Origin of the sequence: Paraburkholderia nodosa DSM 21604, assembly GCF_000519185.1 — a bacterium.
Classification (GTDB): Bacteria; Pseudomonadota; Gammaproteobacteria; order Burkholderiales; family Burkholderiaceae; genus Paraburkholderia; species Paraburkholderia nodosa.
In genome coordinates this window covers 47,921-67,112 of record NZ_JAFA01000027.1, presented here as the reverse complement: position 1 = coordinate 67,112, position 19,192 = coordinate 47,921, and the positions used below count along the sequence as shown (strand labels likewise).

14 protein-coding genes and 2 tRNA genes are annotated in these 19,192 nt (G+C 67.1%); 10 read left to right on the top strand and 6 right to left on the bottom strand.

Features of this window, described 5'->3' with window-relative positions; translation table 11 throughout:
* Positions 1–101 precede the first annotated feature (101 nt).
* From A3CW_RS0130790 to A3CW_RS0130770, 5 genes are all read left to right on the top strand, one after another.
* The gene (locus tag A3CW_RS0130790; RefSeq protein ID WP_028206994.1) at positions 102–1,700 is read left to right on the top strand and encodes a protein adenylyltransferase SelO; all 1,599 of its coding nucleotides are present in this window, start codon (positions 102–104) and stop codon (positions 1,698–1,700) included.
* 50 nt (positions 1,701–1,750) lie between these two features.
* Entirely contained in the window at positions 1,751–2,170 is a 420-nt protein-coding gene (gene msrB / locus A3CW_RS0130785) for a peptide-methionine (R)-S-oxide reductase MsrB (protein ID WP_028206993.1), read from the top strand.
* A 102-nt stretch (positions 2,171–2,272) separates the two neighbouring features.
* Complete coding sequence (locus tag A3CW_RS0130780; RefSeq protein WP_028206992.1) at positions 2,273–2,806, top strand: septation protein A; 534 nt, start codon at positions 2,273–2,275, stop codon at positions 2,804–2,806.
* Positions 2,803–3,111 (top strand): BolA family protein, encoded by a 309-nt coding sequence (locus tag A3CW_RS0130775; RefSeq protein WP_028206991.1) that lies wholly within the window; start codon positions 2,803–2,805, stop codon positions 3,109–3,111. The genes A3CW_RS0130780 and A3CW_RS0130775 overlap by 4 nt, the downstream gene beginning before the upstream one ends.
* Before the next feature lie 69 nt (positions 3,112–3,180).
* Positions 3,181–3,960 (top strand): peptidylprolyl isomerase, encoded by a 780-nt coding sequence (locus tag A3CW_RS0130770; protein ID WP_028206990.1) that lies wholly within the window; start codon positions 3,181–3,183, stop codon positions 3,958–3,960.
* Positions 3,961–4,051: 91 nt separating this feature from the next.
* Here A3CW_RS0130770 and A3CW_RS0130765 read toward each other — a convergent pair whose 3' ends face one another.
* Both A3CW_RS0130765 and purL read right to left on the bottom strand, forming a co-directional pair.
* Positions 4,052–5,167: a Fic family protein gene (locus tag A3CW_RS0130765; RefSeq protein WP_028206989.1), complete on the bottom strand. Its 1,116-nt coding sequence runs from the start codon at positions 5,165–5,167 to the stop codon at positions 4,052–4,054.
* A 219-nt stretch (positions 5,168–5,386) separates the two neighbouring features.
* Positions 5,387–9,463, bottom strand: coding sequence for a phosphoribosylformylglycinamidine synthase (gene purL, locus A3CW_RS0130760; RefSeq protein WP_028206988.1), 4,077 nt, complete (start codon positions 9,461–9,463; stop codon positions 5,387–5,389).
* Positions 9,464–9,805: 342 nt separating this feature from the next.
* On the opposite strand from purL, the gene A3CW_RS0130755 reads away from it, so the two are divergent.
* The 3 genes from A3CW_RS0130755 to pgi all read left to right on the top strand — a co-directional run bounded on the left by A3CW_RS0130755 (position 9,806) and on the right by pgi (position 14,688).
* Positions 9,806–11,101: an FAD-dependent oxidoreductase gene (locus A3CW_RS0130755; protein WP_028206987.1), complete on the top strand. Its 1,296-nt coding sequence runs from the start codon at positions 9,806–9,808 to the stop codon at positions 11,099–11,101.
* Positions 11,102–11,221: 120 nt separating this feature from the next.
* Positions 11,222–12,814, top strand: coding sequence for a bifunctional ADP-dependent NAD(P)H-hydrate dehydratase/NAD(P)H-hydrate epimerase (locus tag A3CW_RS0130750; RefSeq protein ID WP_028206986.1), 1,593 nt, complete (start codon positions 11,222–11,224; stop codon positions 12,812–12,814).
* A 254-nt stretch (positions 12,815–13,068) separates the two neighbouring features.
* On the top strand, positions 13,069–14,688 hold the full coding sequence (gene pgi / locus A3CW_RS0130745) for a glucose-6-phosphate isomerase (protein ID WP_028206985.1): 1,620 nt from the start codon (positions 13,069–13,071) through the stop codon (positions 14,686–14,688).
* A gap of 54 nt (positions 14,689–14,742) precedes the next feature.
* Here the strand turns inward: pgi and A3CW_RS0130740 are convergent, their stop codons facing one another.
* Positions 14,743–15,483 carry an ABC transporter ATP-binding protein gene (locus A3CW_RS0130740; protein ID WP_051481822.1) on the bottom strand — a complete coding sequence of 247 codons (741 nt, stop codon included), beginning with the start codon at positions 15,481–15,483 and terminating at the stop codon, positions 14,743–14,745.
* A 144-nt stretch (positions 15,484–15,627) separates the two neighbouring features.
* Here A3CW_RS0130740 and A3CW_RS0130735 point away from each other — a divergent pair, with 144 nt between their 5' ends.
* Together A3CW_RS0130735 and A3CW_RS0130725 are read left to right on the top strand one after the other, a co-directional pair.
* A complete protein-coding gene (locus A3CW_RS0130735) occupies positions 15,628–16,263 on the top strand; it encodes an arylesterase (RefSeq protein ID WP_245623784.1) in 636 nt (211 codons plus the stop codon).
* Between the two features lie 205 nt (positions 16,264–16,468).
* A complete protein-coding gene (locus tag A3CW_RS0130725; RefSeq protein WP_028206982.1) occupies positions 16,469–16,816 on the top strand; it encodes a hypothetical protein in 348 nt (115 codons plus the stop codon).
* A 93-nt stretch (positions 16,817–16,909) separates the two neighbouring features.
* On the opposite strand, the gene A3CW_RS0130720 is transcribed toward A3CW_RS0130725, so the two are convergent.
* The 3 genes from A3CW_RS0130720 to A3CW_RS0130710 form a co-directional block, all read right to left on the bottom strand.
* A complete protein-coding gene (locus A3CW_RS0130720; protein WP_028206981.1) occupies positions 16,910–18,856 on the bottom strand; it encodes a SurA N-terminal domain-containing protein in 1,947 nt (648 codons plus the stop codon).
* A gap of 103 nt (positions 18,857–18,959) precedes the next feature.
* Positions 18,960–19,036: transfer RNA gene (locus A3CW_RS0130715), tRNA-Asp, on the bottom strand.
* Positions 19,037–19,069: 33 nt separating this feature from the next.
* Positions 19,070–19,145 (bottom strand) — tRNA-Val (locus tag A3CW_RS0130710).
* Positions 19,146–19,192: the final 47 nt, after the last annotated feature.

Genomic DNA, 19,192 nt, shown 5'->3' with positions numbered 1-19,192 from the left:
TACGTTCGCGTCTGTGGCCGGCGCGCCGGCAAGCTTCGAACGCGCCCCAGCACGCCGGCGGGTGCGGACTTACAATATCGACTATTCAACAGGCCCTCAATATGTCGTTTTCACCAGGCACTCCCGACTCCCAAGGCGGCTCGTCCGCTACGCACACGCCCGCCACCGGTCCGCTCGCCGACTTCGAACGCGCATTGATCGTGCCGCGCGACGACGCCTTCGCCGCACTCGGCGCCCGCTTTTACACGCGGCTGCCCGGCGCGCCGCTGCCTTCGCCTTACGTTGTCGGCTTTTCGAAGGCCATGGCCGCGCAACTCGGGCTCGATGCGTCCGCTGTTGCCGATCCCGCGTTCGCCGCGTTCTTCAGTGGAAATTTCACGCGCGAGCGCTCGCCTTCGGCCATGTCGTACGCAACGGTCTACTCCGGCCACCAGTTCGGCGTGTGGGCGGGCCAGCTCGGCGACGGCCGCGCGCTCACGCTCGGCGAGGTCGAGCACGAGGGCAGGCGCAACGAGATCCAGCTCAAAGGCGCGGGGCGCACGCCCTACTCGCGCATGGGCGACGGCCGCGCGGTGCTGCGCTCGTCGATCCGCGAATTTCTGTGCTCGGAGGCCATGCACCATCTCGGCATACCGACTACGCGCGCACTCACGGTGACCGGCTCCGATCAGCCCGTGCGCCGCGAAGACATGGAAACGGCTGCGGTCGTCACGCGCGTGTCGCCGAGCTTCGTACGCTTCGGCCACTTCGAGCACTTCTATTCGCACGACGACGTGGACGCACTGCGCGCGCTCGCCGACCACGTGATCGCGCGCTTCTATCCGCGACTGCGTGACGCCGACGACCCGTACCTCGCCCTGCTCGACGAAGCGGTGCGCACCACGGCGGCGCTGATGGTCGAATGGCAGGCCGTGGGCTTCTGCCACGGCGTGATGAACACCGACAACATGTCGATCCTCGGCCTCACGATCGATTACGGTCCGTTCGGCTTCATGGACGGCTTCGACGCCAACCACATCTGCAATCATTCGGATTCGCAGGGCCGCTACGCGTACCGCATGCAGCCGCAGATCGCGTACTGGAATCTCTTCTGCCTCGCGCAGGCGCTCGTGCCGCTGTTCGGCGCGCACTACGAGATCGCCGACGAAAAGAAGCGCGGCGAACGCGTGGTGGCCGACGCGCAAGGTGTGCTCGAACGCTTCAAGGGGCACTTCGCGCCCGCGCTCGAAGCGCGCATGCGCGCGAAACTCGGCCTCGAACACGAGCGCGAAGGCGACGACGCGCTCGCGAACAAGCTGTTCGAAATCATGCATGCGAACCGTGCCGATTTCACGCTCACATATCGCCATCTCGCGGGCGTTTCGAAGCATGACGCGAGCGGCGACACGCCGGTGCGCGATCTTTTTCTCGATCGCGCCGCCTTCGACGCCTGGGCCGCCGACTACCGCGCGCGCCTCGCGCACGAAACACGCGACGACGCCGCGCGCGCAGCAGCGATGAACCGCACGAATCCGAAATACGTGCTGCGCAATCACCTCGCGCAAACGGCGATCGAGCGCGCCGCGCAAAAGGACTTCAGCGAAGTCGAGCGGCTCGCCAAGGTGCTGGAGCGGCCATTCGACGAGCAGCCCGAAAACGCGTCGTACGCAGGGCTGCCGCCCGACTGGGCGAGTTCGCTCGAAGTCAGTTGCTCTTCGTGAGCGCGCCCCCATCTACGTGATCCTTGTTTCCCACCCGACAGGAACCCAACATGAGCCAGGACGACCATAACTCCACCGCCTACCCGGGCTACAAAGCCGACGAGCAATGGCGGGAGCAGCTCGACGACGCGCAGTATCAGGTCACACGCCACGCCGCGACCGAGCGCGCGTTCACGGGCAAGTACTGGGACCACTTCGATCGGGGTGTCTATGACTGTGTGTGTTGCGGCACGCCGCTCTTCGAGTCCGACACGAAATTCGACGCGGGCTGTGGCTGGCCGAGCTACTTCCGCCCGATCAACGGCGAGGTGATCGAGGAGAAAACCGACCGCGCGCACGGCATGCTGCGCATCGAGGTGCGCTGCAAGAACTGTGGCGCGCACCTCGGCCACGTGTTCGAGGATGGTCCGGCCCCGACGGGCCTTCGGTATTGCATCAATTCGGCTGCGCTACAATTCGAGCCCAAGTGAACGTTGGCAAGGCAGCCCCGCGCCCAGCGCGGGGCGCAATGCGGCCTTGACAGCGTCGTGCCCTCTTTTGCCGGGCTCAATTCGTCAACTCTCAGGCCGATAATGAAATTCCTGTTTGATCTGTTCCCGATCATCCTCTTTTTCGTCGCCTTCAAGCTGTGGGGCATCTTTACGGCTACGGCCGTGGCGATTGGAGCTACGCTCGTGCAGATCGCGTGGGTCGCATTCCGTCACCGCAAGGTCGACCCGATGCTGTGGCTTTCGCTCGGCATCGTCGTCGTGTTCGGCGGCGCCACGCTGATGCTGCACGACGAGACCTTCATCAAGTGGAAACCCACCGTGCTCTACTGGGCGTTCTCGGTCGTGCTGCTCGTTTCGCAAGTGGCATTCGGCAAGAACCTCATCGAAGCGATGATGGGCAAGCAGATCACCCTGCCGTCGCGCATCTGGACGCAACTGAACTTCGTCTGGTCGATCTTCTTCGCGCTGCTCGGCATTCTCAATCTCTTCGTGGCGTTTCACTTTTCCACCGACGCGTGGGTCGACTTCAAGCTGTTCGGCGCGACCGGCATCCTCGTGGTGTTCATCGTCGGCCAGAGCCTGTGGCTTTCGCGTTACATGAAGGAAGAAGAATGAGCGACGTCTTTCTCAACGCCAGCCCCGCCGAGCGTATGGCGCTCATCGAAACGCGCCTGACCGCGGCGCTCGCCCCCGTTTCCATCGACGTGCGCGACGACAGCGCGCAGCACGCCGGACACGCGGGCGCCGCTGCCGGCGGTCACTATCATGTCACGATCGTTGCGGGCGCATTCGCGGGGAAAGCCCGCGTGGCAAGGCATCGCATGGTGTATGATGCGCTGGCCGAGGCCATGCAGCGCGGCATCCACGCACTCGCGATCACGGCGCTCACGCCCGAAGAAGCCGCGGCGCTGCCCCGGTAGCCCACGTTGGATTTCGACCTGCTTGATCCTTTTGTTCGCCATTTTGGTTCGCCCCGTTAGGACTTTCCGATGACCTTGAAGAAAACCCATCTTTGGGTGTTGCTGGCTGCGTGCGCGGCGGCTCCCGCCTTTGCGCAGAACATCGCCGTCGTGAACGGCACGCCGATTCCCAAAGCGCGCGCCGATGCGCTGGTCCAGCAGCTTGTCCAACAAGGCCAGCAGGATTCGCCGCAACTGCAAATGGCGGTACGCGAAGAACTCGTGAACCGCGAAATCCTCATGCAGGAAGCCATTCGCGAAGGCATTCCGAACAACCCCGATGTGAAGGCGCAAATCGCCGTGGCCCAGCAGACCGTCGTGCTGCGCGCGCTGATTCAGAACTTCGTGAAGAACAACCAGCCGAGCGACGCCGAAGTCAAGGCGCGCTACGACCAGTTGACCAAGGATGCGGGCGGCAGCGAATACCACCTGCACCACATCCTCGTGGACAACGAGCAGCAGGCCAAGGACCTGATCGCGAAGATCAAGGCTGGCGCCAGCTTCGAAGACCTCGCGAAGCAGTACTCGAAGGACCCGGGCTCGGCCAAGAACGGCGGCGACCTCGACTGGTCCGATCCGAAGGCTTATGTGCCGGAATTCGCGACCGCGGCCACGCATCTCCAGAAAGGCCAGATGACCGATACGCCGGTGCACACGCAGTTCGGCTGGCACATCATCCGCGTGGACGACATCCGCCCGGTCACGCCGCCGCCGCTCGAACAGGTGCGCCCGCAGATCGTCCAGCAGATCCAGCAGGAAAAGCTGCAGGCGTTCGAAGAGAATCTGCGCAAGCAAGCGAAGATTCAGTAAGGCTGCATGGCGGCTCGTTTGCCGCGCATTTGCCGCTTTCGCTGCTCTAAAAACCCCGCGACCTTCGAAGGCGCGGGGTTTTTGTTTGCGGCTACGCGTTGAGCTCGTAGCTCGTGCTGCGCCCGCCCCCCTCCGCCTTGCGCAGCACGCCGCGCGTCACCAGGTCGTTGATGTCGCGTAACGCCGTATCGGACGAGCATTTGGCGATGGCCGCCCATTTGCCGCTCGTGAGCTTGCCGTCGAAGCCGTCGAGCAAGCGGTTCAGGAGCTTGACCTGGCGCTCGTTGAACGGCGTCGTGGCCCACTCGCGCCAGAAGCGCGCCTTGGCGAGCACGGCGTCCAGCGTGATTTGCGCCTGATCGACGGCGCGATGCAGCGCGTCGAAGAACCAGGCGAGCCACAGCGTGACATCCATCGAGCCGCGCTGCGTGCGCTCGAGAATGTCGTAATAGCCTTTGCGCTCCCGCTGAATCTGCGCGGAGAGGCTGTAAAAGCGCTGCGCACTGCCGTCCGCGCGCGCGAGCAGCAAGTCGCCGATGGCCCTTGCCACGCGGCCGTTGCCGTCGTCGAACGGGTGCAGCGTGACGAACCACAAGTGGCCGAGAGCGGCCTTGATCAGCGGCGGCGCTTGCGCCGGGCCGTTGAGCCAGTCGAGAAAGCCCCGCGTTTCGGCTTCCAGCCGGTTCGCGGGCGGCGCCTCGAAATGCACGCGTTGACGGCCGATCGGCCCCGAGATCACCTGCATGGGCCCGCTCGCATCGTCGCGCCATGCACCGACGTTGATCCGCGACAGGCCCGCGTAGCCCGTAGGAAATAGCGCGGCGTGCCAGCCAAACAGGCGCTCGCGCGTAACCGGCGCGCGGCTGTTGGTGGTCGCGTCGAGCACCATCTCCACCACGCCTTCCACGTGGCGGTCCACCGGCGCGAGCGCCCCGATGTCCACGCCCATTCGACGCGCGATGGACGAACGCACGGAGGCGACGTCGAGTTGCTCTCCCTCGATCTCGCTGGTCTTGAGCACGTCCTCCGTCAGGGCTGCGAGGCTCGCCTGATCGCGCAGCGCCAGGCCGACATCGGCCAGCCTGCCCACCAGCACGCCTTGGGCGCGGCTGACCTCGGCCATGGGCTCGGCAAGCGCCGTCAGATCGAAGCGCCACTGAGGCCAGTCGCCGGCTTGCCAGATATAGGTGTATTCGCCGCTATTCATGCGGCGATTATGAGACGTATTCGCCGCATGCACAAGTTAATCACCGCAACAAATGCGGTGATTAACGCCGCTATTTGCCGCAAGGCCGCGTCGATCGGCGCCCAAAAGACAAAAACCCCGGCCCGCACTCGCAATCGAGGCATGACCGGGATTTTCCGCCGGGGCGAGTTGCCTTTGGCGTGCCCTGGCGTCAAACGTCCGCGTGCTTCGCCGGGCGCGTTAGCCCACCCACTTGCGCGCGTTCTGGAACGCACGCATCCACGGGCTTGCCTCGCCCCAGGCTTCGGGGTGCCAGCTCATCGTCACCGTGCGCTGCACGCGCTCGGTGTGCGGCATCAGCACCGTGAAGCGGCCGTCGGGCGTCGTGACCGAGGTGATGCCTTGCGGCGAGCCGTTCGGATTGAACGGGTAGGCCTCGGTCGCCTGGGCGCGATGGTCGACGTAGCGCATCGCCACCGCGACCTTCGAGATGTCGCCCTGCTGCGAGAAGTCCGCGAAACCTTCGCCGTGCGCGACCGCCACCGGAATGCGCGAGCCGTCCATGCCGCTGAAGAAGATCGACGGCGAGCCCTGCACTTCCACCAGCGAGAAGCGCGCTTCGAACTGCTCCGACTTGTTGCGCGTGAACTTCGGCCAGGCTTCGGCGCCCGGGATCATCGAGGCGAGGCTCGACATCATCTGGCAGCCGTTGCAGATGCCGAGCGCAAACGTGTCCTCGCGCGCGAAGAACGCCGCGAACATGTCCGCGAGCTTCGCATTGAAGCGGATAGTCTTGGCCCAGCCTTCGCCCGCGCCCAGCACGTCGCCGTACGAGAAGCCGCCGCAGGCCACCGCGCCCGCGAAGTCGGCGAGCGTGGCGCGGCCTTCGAGCAGGTCGCTCATATGGACGTCGTGCGCGTCGAAGCCGGCGCGGTCGAACGCGTACGCGGTTTCGAGGTGCGAGTTCACGCCTTGCTCGCGCAGGATCGCCACGCGCGGGCGCGCGCCCTTGCCGATGAACGGCGCGGCGATGTCCTCGGCCGGATCGAACGTCAGATGCGGCTGCATGCCCGGATCGGCGGCGTCGAGCAGCGCGTCGTATTCGGAATCGGCGCACGCGGGGTTGTCGCGCAGACGCGCAATGCGCCAGCTCACTTCGCTCCACACGCGTTGCAGTTCCGCACGAGGCGCTCCGTAGATACGCTTGGCGTCACGGTAGATTTCGATCGAGTCGCGCGGGTTCAGCGTGCCGATCACGTGCGAGCAGACCGAGAGGCCGTGCTGGCGCAGCACGCCCATCACGACGTCGCGCTGCTGTGCGGGCACCTGGATCACGGCGCCGAGTTCTTCGGAGAAGAGCGCGCGCAGCGTGCGGTCTTCGCGGCGGCCGCTCGTTTGCTTCGCCCAGTCCTTGGCGTCGCCGTAGTCGGACTCGTGCTCGCTGTCGAGCGCGAGCATGTCCACGTTCAGCGACACGCCCGTGCGGCCCGCGAAGGCCATTTCGCAGACCGTCGCCCACAGGCCGCCGTCCGAGCGGTCGTGGTACGCGAGCAGTTGCTCGTTCGCGTTCAGTTGCTGGATGGCCGTGAAGAACTGCTTGAGGTCTTCAGCGCTATCCACGTCGGGCACCGCGTCGCCGACCTGCTGCGTGACCTGCGCGAAAATGCTGCCGCCCATGCGGTTCTTGCCGCGACCCAGATCGATCGCGATCAGCACCGATTCGCCCACTTCGTCGGCACGGCGCAGTTGCGGCGTGAGATGGCGGCGCACATCGTCGACCGGCGCGAACGCCGAGATGATGAGCGAGACCGGCGCGACCACTTCCTTTGCCACGCCTTCCTCATTCCACTTCGTGCGCATGGACAGCGAATCCTTGCCTACCGGAATGCCGATGCCCAGCGCCGGGCACAACTCCATGCCGATCGCCTTCACGGTGTCGTACAGCGCGGCGTCCTCGCCCGGTGCACCGCACGCGGCCATCCAGTTCGCGGAGAGCTTGAGCTTGTCGAGCGAGAGGATCGGAGCGCTGGCGATGTTGGTGATCGCCTCGCCCACGGCCATGCGGCCCGATGCGGGCGCATCGATCACGGCGAGCGGCGTGCGCTCGCCCATCGTCATCGCTTCGCCCTTGTAGCCGGCGTAGTCGAGCGCGGTGATCGCGCAGTCGGCCACCGGCACCTGCCACGGGCCGACCATCTGGTCGCGCACCGTCGTGCCGCCCACCGAGCGGTCGCCGATGGTGATGAGGAACGACTTGCTGCCCACGCTCGGGTGGCGCAGCACGCTCTTCGCGACTTCGTCGAGCGAGACGCCCGTGACTTCGACCGGCGCGAGCGGCATGCTCGCATGCTCGACATTGCGGTGCATGCGCGGGGGCTTGCCGAGCAGGATGTCCATCGGCATGTCGACGGGCTGGTGGCCGCCGTTGGCCGCGAGCGCCTGCTCGTCGGCGTCGATGAGCTTCAGGTCGCGCGCGTCGGTCGCGACGCCCACGACGGCGAACGGGCAGCGCTCACGCTCGCAGATCGCCTGGAACTCCGCCAGATCGGCGGGTGCGATCGCGAGGACGTAGCGTTCCTGCGATTCGTTCGACCAGATTTCGCGCGGCGAAAGACCCGACTCTTCGAGCTGCACCTTGCGCAGCTCGAAGCGCGCGCCCTTGTCCGCGCCGTCGACGAGTTCCGGGAACGCGTTGGAAAGGCCGCCCGCGCCCACGTCGTGAATGCTCAGGATCGGGTTGCGCTCGCCCAGCTGCCAGCACGAATTGATGACTTCCTGCGCGCGACGCTCGATTTCCGGGTTGCCGCGCTGAACTGAGTCGAAGTCGAGTTCGGCGGTGTTGGTGCCGGTGGCCATCGAGCTGGCCGCGCCGCCGCCCATGCCGATGCGCATGCCCGGACCGCCGATCTGGATCAGCAGCGTGCCGGCCGGCAGGTCGTGCTTGTGCGTGTGCTGCGCGCTGATGTTGCCGATGCCGCCCGCGATCATGATCGGCTTGTGATAGCCGCGCACGGTGCCCGCCACGTTCTGCTCGTAGGTACGGAAATAGCCGCCGAGGTTCGGCCGGCCGAATTCGTTGTTGAACGCGGCGCCACCGAGCGGGCCGTCGATCATGATCTGCAGCGGCGACGCGATACGGTCCGGGCGGCCGTAGGCGCCCCGCGTGTCGGCGGGGTTGCGCAGCGCGAGCGGCACGGCCGCATCGCGGGCGTCTTCCCATGCTTCGCGCGCGTCGGGCAGATCGAGGTTCGAAACCGTGAAGCCCGTGAGGCCGGCCTTCGGACGCGCGCCGCGGCCCGTCGCGCCTTCGTCGCGGATTTCGCCGCCCGAGCCCGTTGCCGCGCCCGCGAACGGCGAGATCGCCGTGGGGTGGTTGTGCGTCTCCACCTTCATCAGCGTGTGCGTGAGTTCGGTGTGGCGGCCGTACTGTTCGCCAGGCGTGCCGTCGGCGTTGTTCTTACGCGGGAACCAGCGCTCCGCGACCGCGCCTTCCATGATCGACGAGTTGTCCGAGTACGCAACGATCGTGCCCTGCGGGCTGATCTTCTCGGTGTTGCGGATCATCGCGAAGAGCGACATATCCTGATCCTGGCCGTCGATCGTCCAGTTCGCGTTGAAGATCTTGTGGCGGCAGTGCTCGCTGTTGGCCTGCGCGAACATCATCAGCTCGACGTCGGTCGGGTTGCGCTCGAGCTTCTTGAAGTTTTCGACGAGGTAGTCGATTTCATCGTCGGCGAGCGCGAGGCCCAGTTCGCCGTTGGCCGTTTCCAGCGCCGCACGGCCGTGGCCGAGCACGTCGACCGTCTGCATCGGGCGGGCCGGCAGTTCGTCGAACAGATGCAGCGCCGCGTCGCGCGAAGGCGCCACGCTTTCCGTCATGCGATCGTGCAGCGCCGCGGCGACAGCGGCGTGCGCCTCAACCGAAAGCGTCTTCTTGCCGCCGAGCAGGCCCGACTTCAGCACCACGGTGTATTCGACGCCGCGCTCGATGCGGCGCACCTTCTCGAGGCCGCAATGGTGCGCGATGTCCGTGGCCTTGCTCGCCCACGGCGACACCGTCCCGAAGCGCGGCACGACGAGGAACGTGAGCGCGCTGCCGCGCTCCTGCGATGCCGCGAACGGCGCGCCGTAGTGCATCAGCGCTTCGATCTTCGCGCTGTCGTCAGCGGAGAGCTCCGTGGCCGAATTGACGAAATGCAGATACTGGCCGTACACGCCGACGATGTTGGCGTCGATACGCTGAAGCGTCTCGAGCAGGCGGGTCTGACGGAAGTCGGAAAGGGCCGAAGCGCCGGGGAAACACGAGAAGTGGGCCATGGACTGGGGCGTTGCGTCGAGGTTGCGTCAGAGTTGCGTCGCGGCTTCGCCTCGCGCGAAACACGTCGCAAGGTGGCGATGCGTCGCGCGGGGGATGGCGACGGTCAGGCGAAGGGAGACCGCGATTATAACCCGGAAGGCTTGTCCTGACCGCCCCGGCGGCCGTGCACCACGCGTGTGGCAAGCCGGCCTCGCGCATGGCGATGCGGACGCTTTCGCTGCTATGATTGCGCGTTTCGTCTGATCGGCGCACCCGGGCATGGCTTCGGCGCGCTGCACGCCCCACCTTCGGCAGGACGCCCTCACCCGAGCGAGCGCCACCTGCCTGCAGATCGTATCGTCATGGATGTCATCGTCATCGGCGGCGGAATCGCCGGCATCGCTACCGCCTGGCAGCTGCGCGCGGCCGGGCATCGCGTCTGCGTGATCGAACGCCACGCCACTGTCGCGCAAGGCGCGACCTACGGGCATAGCGGCATTGCGCTGCCCACGCCGCTCGACGTCTGGTTCGGCCCCACCTTCCTGCGCAATGGCCGTCAGTCGTCCGGCGGCGTGATCAGCAAGACAGGCTGGCGCGGCCAGGCGCACGGTTTCGCCAAGCGCCTTGCCACGCTGCACGGCTCCGAGGCGTTCGCCGAGCGCTATGCGCTGCTGCGTCCGCTCATCGACTCGGCGCAAGCGGCGCTCGCCGACATCGACGCGCGCTTCCAGCTCGATTACGAGCAGCGCGACGGCCTGCTCTACCTCGTGCGCGGCAACGACGAATGGTCGCTCACACAACCGGCCCTCGAGCTGCTGCGGCGCTTCGAGACGCCGCACCACGCGCTTTCGCCCGCGGAATGCGTGGCTTTCGACCATGCCATCCCCGCCGATCCGCCGTTTGCAGGCGGCGTGCGCTTCGAGACCGGCCGGGTCGCCAACTGCCCGCTCTTCGTGAAGCTGCTCAAGCAGGTGCTCGACGCCCAGGGCGGCGTGCAGTTCGAGATGAGCCGCGAGGTCAGCGCAATCCGCCTGGAAGACCGGCGCGCGGCCGTGGAACTCGCGCCGCCTGCGCACGAAGCGGGCCGCTCGCGCGACGTCGAGGTGATCTCGGGCGACGCCGTCGTGGTCGCCGCGGGCGCACAAACGCCGCAGCTTCTGACACCGCTCGGCCTCAAGATGCCGTTTTATCCGCTGCGCATGCACACGCTCAATTCGCCGGTGGCGCACGAGGAATGCGTGCCGCAGACCACGATCGTCGATGCCGGCAAGCGCATCGCCATCGCGCGCATGAATCACCGGCTGCGCATATCGGGCGCCGCCGTGCTGCTGCGCGCGCAGGAAGTCGACGACGCGCTGCCCGAGGCGCTCACCGAAGACGCCCTCGCGCTGCTCGGCGAGGCGTCGCGCGACTGGGCGCCGGGCGCCGCGCGCATTTCGGCCGCGCTCGCGTGGGAGGGCATGAAGCTGCTTTCCGCCGACGGCCTGCCGGCGGTCGGCAGCGTGAGCCATCCGCGCCTCTACGTCAACGCAGGCCACGGGCCGGCAGGCTGGGCGCTTTCGCTCGGCTCGGCGCGTCTCATCGCCCAGCAGATCTCGAACACCGCGCCTGAACTGCCGGCCGATACCATCAAGGCGCTCCAGCCGGGCCGCGATTGAGCGGCGCTCGCGTGTGCGGCGTTGCCGCGCCGCCGCGCCCGTCCACCGCGCGCCTGGGGCGTGCCGTCTGAGCGCTTGCTCGGGTATCGTTGCGATGTCGCCTCTCTGGACCGCATCGTCATGACGCACGCTCCACACTCCTCTGGCACCGGGCAACCGGTGCTCGTCTACCCGCACGATCGTGCGGTCCCGCTGCTTGCCGTCGAACAGTTGCGCAAGGCCGAAGTCGCAGCGCAGTCGGCTCTGCCTGCTCACGCGCTCATGGCGCGCGCAGGCGCCGCCGCCGCGCACTTCCTGAGCGAGCAGCTCGCGCATGCGCCCTCGTCGGCGAGCGACAAGCCCGTCTGGTTCGCCGCCGGGCCTGGCAACAACGGTGGTGACGCCCTCGTCGTCGCCACCGAACTGCATCGCGCGGGCGTCGCAGTGGAAGTTTGCATGCCCGTCGAGGTCAAGCCCGACGACGCGTGCTGGGCGCTCGCCGAGGCGCGCGCGGCGGGCGTGCCCATCGCCGCGTCGGCGCCCGCATCGTTCGACGCTTACGGCTGGCTCGTCGACGGGATGTTCGGCATCGGCCTCGCGCGCGGGCTCGAAGGCGTGTTCGCCGAACTCGCCGAGATGCTCTCGGCACGCGCGCGCAGCCATGGCCATGTGCTCGCGCTCGACGTGCCGAGCGGCCTCGACAGCGACACCGGCAACGTGGTCGGCAGCGGCCCGGCGGTGCGCGCGACCCATACCGTGACCTTCATCGCCGCCAAACCCGGCCTGTACACGGGTGTCGGGCGCGACTACGCAGGCGCGGTCGCGGTCGCGCCGATCGGCATCGACACCGAAGGCACGCCGGGCGCCGGGCGCCTGAACGCGCCCGCGCTCTTCGCCGCCGCGCTGCCCGCACGCGACTTCGCCACCCACAAGGGCACGTTCGGCACGCTCGCCGTCGTGGGCGGCGACACGGGTATGTGCGGCGCGCCGATTCTCGCGGCGCGCGCGGCGCTGCTCACCGGCGCGGGCAAGGTTCACGTGGGCTTTCTCGGCAGCGACGCGCCGCCCTACGACGCCCCGCACCCCGAACTCATGCTGCACGCGGCGGCCAAACTCGCGCTCGGCGCGATGGACGCCGTCGCCGCGGGCTGCGGCATGGGCGGCAGCGCGTCGGCGCGCCAGCTCGTTGACGCCATCCTGCGCCTGCACGCCCCCGTGCTCCTCGATGCCGATGCGCTCAATCTCGTCGCGCGCGACGAGGCGCTCGCGGCGCACGTCGCGCAGTCGGCCGCCGCGCGCGGGGCGCCTTGCGTGCTCACACCGCATCCGCTCGAAGCGGCGCGCCTGCTCGGCTGCGACACCGCCCAGGTACAGCGCGACCGCCTCGCCGCAGCGCGAGCACTTGCCGACCGCTACGCGGCGGTTGCCGTGCTCAAGGGCAGCGGCACCGTGATCGCCGCGCCCGACGGCCGCGTCGCCGTCAACCCCACCGGCAACGCAGGCCTCGCCACGGGCGGCACCGGCGACGTGCTCGGCGGCATGATCGGCGCGCTGCTGGCCCAGCGCGTGCCGCCCTACGAGGCGGCGCTCGCGGGCGTCTACCTGCACGGCCTCGCCGCCGACACACTGTGCGCTCAAGGCGACGGTCCCGCGGGTCTCACGGCGGGCGAACTCGCGCCAGCCGTGCGCCAGCTGATGAACCGACTCTTTTACGCGCCGACTTATGCAGCCTGAGGGTGCATCCCGCACGCCCGCTCGCGCGGCACGCGGCTTGCTTCACACCCACGCTCGTCCCACCTCCCGCGCCTTGCACGGCCGCAGGTATCACAACGCTGCGCAGTGTCGCGCGAGGCCGCTATACTGATCCTCCGCACGCCGTCTTCCACCGGAGGCGGCCCGTGCTTCCCCGCGGCGCGCGAAGCGCGCGTTCGGCCTGACCGGCGAACCGCACCTGCCGCCCTCCATTCGTGATCCCTCGCTAGACGAACATGACGAATCCGCTCCCCGCCTGGTCCGCGCTACAGACGCATTACGAACAGATCCGCGACGAAAAGCTGCGCGACTGGTTCGCCCCCGCCAACGACCCGGCGCCGACGCGCGCCGAACGCTTCACGTTCGCAGGCGCCGGTCTCGGCGCCGACTTCTCGAAGAACCGCATCACCGACGCCACGCTCAAGCTGCTCGTGCAGCTCGCTCGCGAGGCCGGCGTGGAAGCGCGCCGCGATGCGATGTTCAAGGGCGAAGTCGTCAACCCGACTGAAGGCCGCGCGGCGCTGCACACCGCCTTGCGCGCCACCGAAGCCGACGCCCCGTTCCACGCCCAGATCGCGGCCGAGCGCGCGAAGATGGCGAAGTTCGCCGACGCCGTGCGCAGCGGCGCGTGGACCGGCTACACGGGCAAGCGCATCCGCCATGTCGTGAATATCGGCATCGGCGGCTCGGATCTCGGGCCGAAAATGGTCGTGCACGCGCTCAAGCATCTCGAACTACCCGAGATCACCTCGCACTTCGTCTCGAACGTCGACGGCGCGGACCTGTGGCGGACGATCGAAAACATCGATCCGGAAGAGACGCTGGCGATCATCGTCTCGAAGACGTTCACGACGCTCGAAACCATGACCAACGCGCTGTCGATGCGCGACTGGTTCGTGAAACACGGCTGCCCGGAAGGCGAACTCGCGAAGCACTTCGTGGGCGTCTCGGCCAATCCGGCCGAAGTCGTAAAGTTCGGCATCGCCAGGGAAAACGTGTTCGAGATGTGGGACTGGGTCGGCGGCCGCTACTCGTTGTGGTCGGCCGTGGGCCTCTCGATCATGATCGCCATCGGGCCGCAGCAGTTCGACGAACTGCTCGCCGGCGCGCACGACATGGACAAGCACTTCCGCGAAGCGCCGCTGGAGAAGAACCTGCCCGTGCTGCTCGGCATGATCGGTGTCTGGTATCGCAACTTCTTCGGCTCGCAGAGCTATCTCGTTGCGCCCTACTCCGAAGCGTTGCACTTCCTGCCTTCGTATCTCCAGCAACTCGAAATGGAGAGCAACGGCAAGTCGGCGCGCCTCGACGGCAAGTTCGTCGATTACGCGACCTCGGCGATCACCTGGGGCGAGCCCGGCACGAACGGCCAGCACGCGTTCTTCCAGATGCTGCACCAAGGTACGACGATCGTGCCGATCGACTTCATCGCCGTGCTCACGCCCGAGCATCCGCTGGCCGACCATCAACCGAAGCTGCTCGCGAACTGCTTTGCGCAGAGCGAGGCGCTGATGCTTGGCCGCACCGAGGAAGAAGCGCGCAAGATCGCGGGCCCGGACAAGCCCGAACTCGTGCCGCACATCATGTTCCCCGGCAACCGGCCGACCACCACGCTGCTCGTCGACGCGCTCACCGCGCGCTCGCTCGGCGCGATCATCGCGCTCTATGAGCACAAGGTGCTCGTGCAGGCTTCCGTGTGGGACATCAACCCGTTCGACCAGTGGGGCGTGGAACTCGGCAAGATCCTCGGCAAGGTGGTCGAAGCCGACCTGAACGCGGCAAGCGCCGATGTGAAGCGGCACGATTCGTCCACGGCCGCGCTGATCGCGCGCGCCCGCGCGGCGCTCAAGCGCTAAATCGGGCAGAGGCGGCGTGCGCATGCGCTGCGCACGCCGTTCGATGGTCAGGCGCTAACGCCCGGCTTCGACATTGCTCGCGTTGCGCGAGGCTGCCGCGCCATGCGGCGCGTTGGGCACGCGGTGGCCAGCCTCGATCGTGATGATGGCGTCACAGCGCTGCGCGAGATCGACGTCGTGGGTGACGAGCACGAGCGTCGCGCCGTTGGCGCGATTGAGTTCGAACATCAGGTCGATGACGGCGTGGCCCGTGGCGGCGTCGAGACTGCCGGTGGGCTCGTCGGCGAACAGCACGGCGGGGCTCGTCACGAACGCGCGGGCGAGCGCCACGCGTTGCTGCTCGCCGCCCGAGAGCAGCTTCGGGTAGTGGCCCGTGCGCTCGGCAAGACCCACGCGCTCGAGCAGCGTGCGCGCGCGGGAGAAAGCATCACGCGTCGACATGCCGCCCTGCAGTTCGAGCGGCAGCGCGACGTTCTCCAAAGCGGTGAGATGCGGCATCAACTGGAACGACTGGAACACGAAGCCCACCGAGCCGTTGCGCAGCGCCGCGCGCTGATCTTCGGCCATGCCGGTAAGCTCATGGCCTAGCAGGCGCACCGAACCGGCGCTCGCGCTGTCGAGGCCGGCCAGCAGGCCGAGCAGCGTCGACTTGCCGGAGCCGGACGCGCCGACGATCGCCACGCTCCCGCCCGCCTGCACGGTGAGGTCGATGCCGTCGAGGATCGTCAGCTCGCCGGTGGCGTCGGTGACCCGCTTGCTCAAACCCCGTACTTCGATGACTGGATCGCTATTCATTCGCACATGATGATGCACAGGTTAGCCGTGAACCAGAAGCGCGCCGCGCGGCGCGCCGCCCTTTCCCGCGCTTCGTCCCGCTTCAGCGCGTTTGCCGCTATCGCGACCTTGACCGCCGTTGCCCTGCTCGGCGCCTTATGTGGCATGACCGGCACCGCGCTCGCGGCCTCGCCCGTTTCCACGGCCAACGCGGCGACGAACCCCGCTGCCACGGCAAAACCGAACGTCGTCGTACTCGGCGACAGCCTTTCCGCCGAATACGGCCTGCCGCGCGATACGGGCTGGGTGGCCCTGCTGCGCCAGCGGCTCGCCAGTGAGCGGATCGATTATAACGTTGCGAATGCGAGCATCAGCGGGGACACGACCAGCGGCGGACTCACGCGCCTGCCGCTCGTCATGCAGCGCATCAAGCCCGCGATCGTGATCGTCGAACTGGGCGCAAACGACGCACTGCGCGGCGTGCCGCTCACGACGACGGACAGCAATCTGCGCGCCATCGTCGCGCAGATCCGCAAGGGCGGCGCGAAACCCGTGCTCATCGGCATGTACGTGCCGCCCAACTACGGGGTCGACTATACGCGTGACTTCCACGCCATCTACGAGCGGCTTGCAAAAGAACTGAACGTGCCGCTCGTGCCCTTTCTGCTCGCCGGCCTCGCCGACAAGCCCGAACTCTTCCAGGCCGATCAGATCCATCCTACCCAGCAGGCACAGCCTTTGCTGCTCGACAATGTGTGGCCAACGCTCAAGCCGCTGCTCGGCAGCGGCGTGCGACGCTGAGGCGGCAGCTGGGCAAACGTGCGGGCACCCTCACCGGGCGCCCTTTCCCAGCGCGCAGCCCTTGGCGCGTTCAAGCCGCTCGAGCCTCTCAGGCAGCGTGGCGGCGGGCAACTGCGTCTCGCCATTGGCCACCTTTTGCATCAGACATGCGGGCCCGAGAGGCTTCGCTGCCTGAATCCGACCGACCCTGACTGGAGGAAGAAGCGTGAAATATTTACCTCTCATTGTCGTTACGGCAGCACTGGCTGCCTGCGCCAATCAGCCAATGCCGAGCGGAGCGCAGTCCGTCGGCACGAGCCAACAACCGCCTGCGACGGTTGCGCAATGCATCGCGCAAAAGTGGGCCGACAAGTCGCAGCAGCAAGTCGTCTCGCAGTCCGTGCTCGCCAACGGCCAGGCTGTCGACGTCTACGTCCCTGGCCAGCAGCCGCCTAACGGCGCAGCGGCGACGGTGCGCCCGGCATGGAGCGCCAGCGCGAAGACGTGGGTCGGCTTCCGCTCCGGCGGCGGCGCCGGTGGAGACGCCACCAGCGACATCAGCGCCTGCCTCTGATTTCGCGCTCGCCAGAACGCAAAAGCCCCGCGACGTTTCGCGGGGCTTTTTTTGTGCCGGCTCTCGACGCCGGCGGGCTGATGCGGGTCGGGCTTACTGGGCGCCGTCGCCGTCGCCCGACTGGCTGGCCGAACTGAGCGAACCGTAGAGCTTCACCTTCGCGCGCTCGCGCAACGCGTCGAGGTACGCCTGCACCTGCGACTGGCCGTCCACCTGGGCCAGCTGCTGCTGCGCGGCGCCCAGACGCGGGCCTTCTGCGGCCGGACCGTTGGTCACGCTGTTCACGCGGTAGATCGCATAGCCGTCGTTGCCGAGGTCCACGCCCACGTAAGCGGGCAGCTTCTGCGAATCGGCCTTGAAGACGGCGGACAGCGCGCTGGGCGGCAACCCTTGAGCGTCGTTGCGCGACACCTTGAGCGCCGACGAGAAACCATCGGTCGACTTCGACTTCTGCAGTTCCGCGAGCCTGGCCTCGCCGTCCTTGTGCGCCATGTCGGCGGCCTGCTGCGCGACCACCTTCTGGCGCACCGCATCCTTGACCGCGGCGAATGCGGGCACGGCGGCCGGCTGGTAGTTCGTCACGTGAGCCGAGATCAGCGTGCTGTTGCCGACGTCGATCGCCTGGGTGTTGTTGTGCTGGTTCACCGAGTCGCTCGCGAAAACTGCGTCGAGGAACTTCTGGTTGTTCAGCGGGCTATCCGGCGGCAGCGCTGCATTCGGCTTCGGCGTGACCGTGGCCGTCTGGATCGTCAGCTTGTACTTGTCCGCGGCCGGCTGCAGGCTCTTCGCCTGCTCGTAGACCACCGACGTGAAGCCATCGCTCGCGTCGGCGAGCAATTTTGCGGCTTGCTGCGCCTTCACGTCGTTCGTGATCTGCGCCTTCACATCGTCGAACGGCTTCGTGACCGCCGGCTTCAGGTCCGTGACCTTGACGATGTGATAGCCGAAGTCCGACTGGATCACGTCGCTGATCTCGTCCTTCTTGAGCTTGAAGACCGCGGCGTCGAACGCCTGGCCGCCCGCGATCATGCCGGGGCCGAAGTAGCCGAGGTCGCCGCCCTTCGAGGCCGAACCCGGGTCCTGCGACTCCTTCTGCGCGATCTGCGCGAACTGATCCGGATGCGCCTTCACTTCGGCGAGGATCGATTCGGCCTTCTGCTTCGCGGCGTTGCGCACGTCGGCGCTCGCGTCCTTCGGCACCGTGATCAGGATGTGGCTCGCGCGCACTTCTTCCTGCGTGCGATAGTGCGCGATGTTGTCGTCGTAGTACTTCTTGAGATCGGCGTCGCTCGGCTGCACGCCGGCGGCAACCGTCGCCGCCGAGAGCACGAGATACTGGATCTGCGCCGTGGCCGGCGTGGCGAACGCGTTCTTGTTCGCGTCGTAGTACGCCTGCAGTTGCGCGTCGGTCGGCTGGACCTTGGGCGCATAGTCGCTCGCGTGGAACGCAAGGCCCTGCACGTCGCGCTGCTGCTCCGAGAGGCCCGTGAGCTGCTGCGCGAGCGCCTTCGGCGTGAACGCGCTGCTGATGATCGACGCCGGCAGTTGCTGCATGGCGAGGCTATAGCGCACGCGCTCGTCGTACTGCTCGGGCGTCATGCCCTGCATGGCGAGCAGTTGCTTGTACTGGTCGAGATTGATCGAGCCGTCAGGATTCTTGAGCGACGATATCACCGGGTCGGAGAGCAGCGCGCGGCGCACGGCATCGTCCGAGGCGGTGAGGTGCAGGCGCTGCGTTTCGTCCACGAGCACGCGCTGCTGGATCAGACCGTCGAGTATGTCCTTGCGGTGCTGGGGCGTGTCGAACATGCTCGCGTCGAATTGCGCGCCGAGGACCTGGCGGGCCTGGTCGAGCTGCTGGCGCGCCGCGTTGTCGTATTCGACACGCGTGATCTTGTGCCCGTTGACGCTCGCGACGTTCGCGCTTTCATCGAAGAAGCCGCGGAAACCTTGAATCCCGACGAAGCCCAGCCCTGGCAGGACGACCAGGAGCAGCATGAACATCATCAGGCGTTTGTGATTGCGGAAAAAGTCGAGCATGCGTGACCAGACGTTGAGGGCGCCAGAAAATGGAACGCCCGATATTACAACAGCGGCCAACAAAAAAGGCGAACCGGAGTTCGCCTTCTTGTCGAGATATCCTTGGCGGAGCGGACGGGACTCGAACCCGCGACCCCCGGCGTGACAGGCCGGTATTCTAACCAACTGAACTACCGCTCCGTGCGGGTGCGCTACGTACCGGAACTGAAGCTGTGGTGGGTGCTGAGAGGCTCGAACTCCCGACCTACGCCTTGTAAGGGCGCCGCTCTACCAACTGAGCTAAGCACCCAGCTTCATGCTTTCCTGAACTGCGACTTCTGCTGCGCTACCCATCAG

Excerpts from the sequence above, each read along its gene's own strand:
- A3CW_RS0130790 (WP_028206994.1), top strand. The coding sequence starts at position 102 with ATGTCGTTTTCACCAGGCACTCCCGACTCCCAAGGCGGCTCGTCCGCT.
- msrB (WP_028206993.1), top strand. The coding sequence starts at position 1,751 with ATGAGCCAGGACGACCATAACTCCACCGCCTACCCGGGCTACAAAGCC.
- A3CW_RS0130780 (WP_028206992.1), top strand. The coding sequence starts at position 2,273 with ATGAAATTCCTGTTTGATCTGTTCCCGATCATCCTCTTTTTCGTCGCC.
- A3CW_RS0130775 (WP_028206991.1), top strand. The coding sequence starts at position 2,803 with ATGAGCGACGTCTTTCTCAACGCCAGCCCCGCCGAGCGTATGGCGCTC.
- A3CW_RS0130770 (WP_028206990.1), top strand. The coding sequence starts at position 3,181 with ATGACCTTGAAGAAAACCCATCTTTGGGTGTTGCTGGCTGCGTGCGCG.
- A3CW_RS0130765 (WP_028206989.1), bottom strand. The coding sequence starts at position 5,167 with ATGAATAGCGGCGAATACACCTATATCTGGCAAGCCGGCGACTGGCCT.
- purL (WP_028206988.1), bottom strand. The coding sequence starts at position 9,463 with ATGGCCCACTTCTCGTGTTTCCCCGGCGCTTCGGCCCTTTCCGACTTC.
- A3CW_RS0130755 (WP_028206987.1), top strand. The coding sequence starts at position 9,806 with ATGGATGTCATCGTCATCGGCGGCGGAATCGCCGGCATCGCTACCGCC.
- A3CW_RS0130750 (WP_028206986.1), top strand. The coding sequence starts at position 11,222 with ATGACGCACGCTCCACACTCCTCTGGCACCGGGCAACCGGTGCTCGTC.
- pgi (WP_028206985.1), top strand. The coding sequence starts at position 13,069 with ATGACGAATCCGCTCCCCGCCTGGTCCGCGCTACAGACGCATTACGAA.
- A3CW_RS0130740 (WP_051481822.1), bottom strand. The coding sequence starts at position 15,483 with ATGAATAGCGATCCAGTCATCGAAGTACGGGGTTTGAGCAAGCGGGTC.
- A3CW_RS0130735 (WP_245623784.1), top strand. The coding sequence starts at position 15,628 with ATGACCGGCACCGCGCTCGCGGCCTCGCCCGTTTCCACGGCCAACGCG.
- A3CW_RS0130720 (WP_028206981.1), bottom strand. The coding sequence starts at position 18,856 with ATGCTCGACTTTTTCCGCAATCACAAACGCCTGATGATGTTCATGCTG.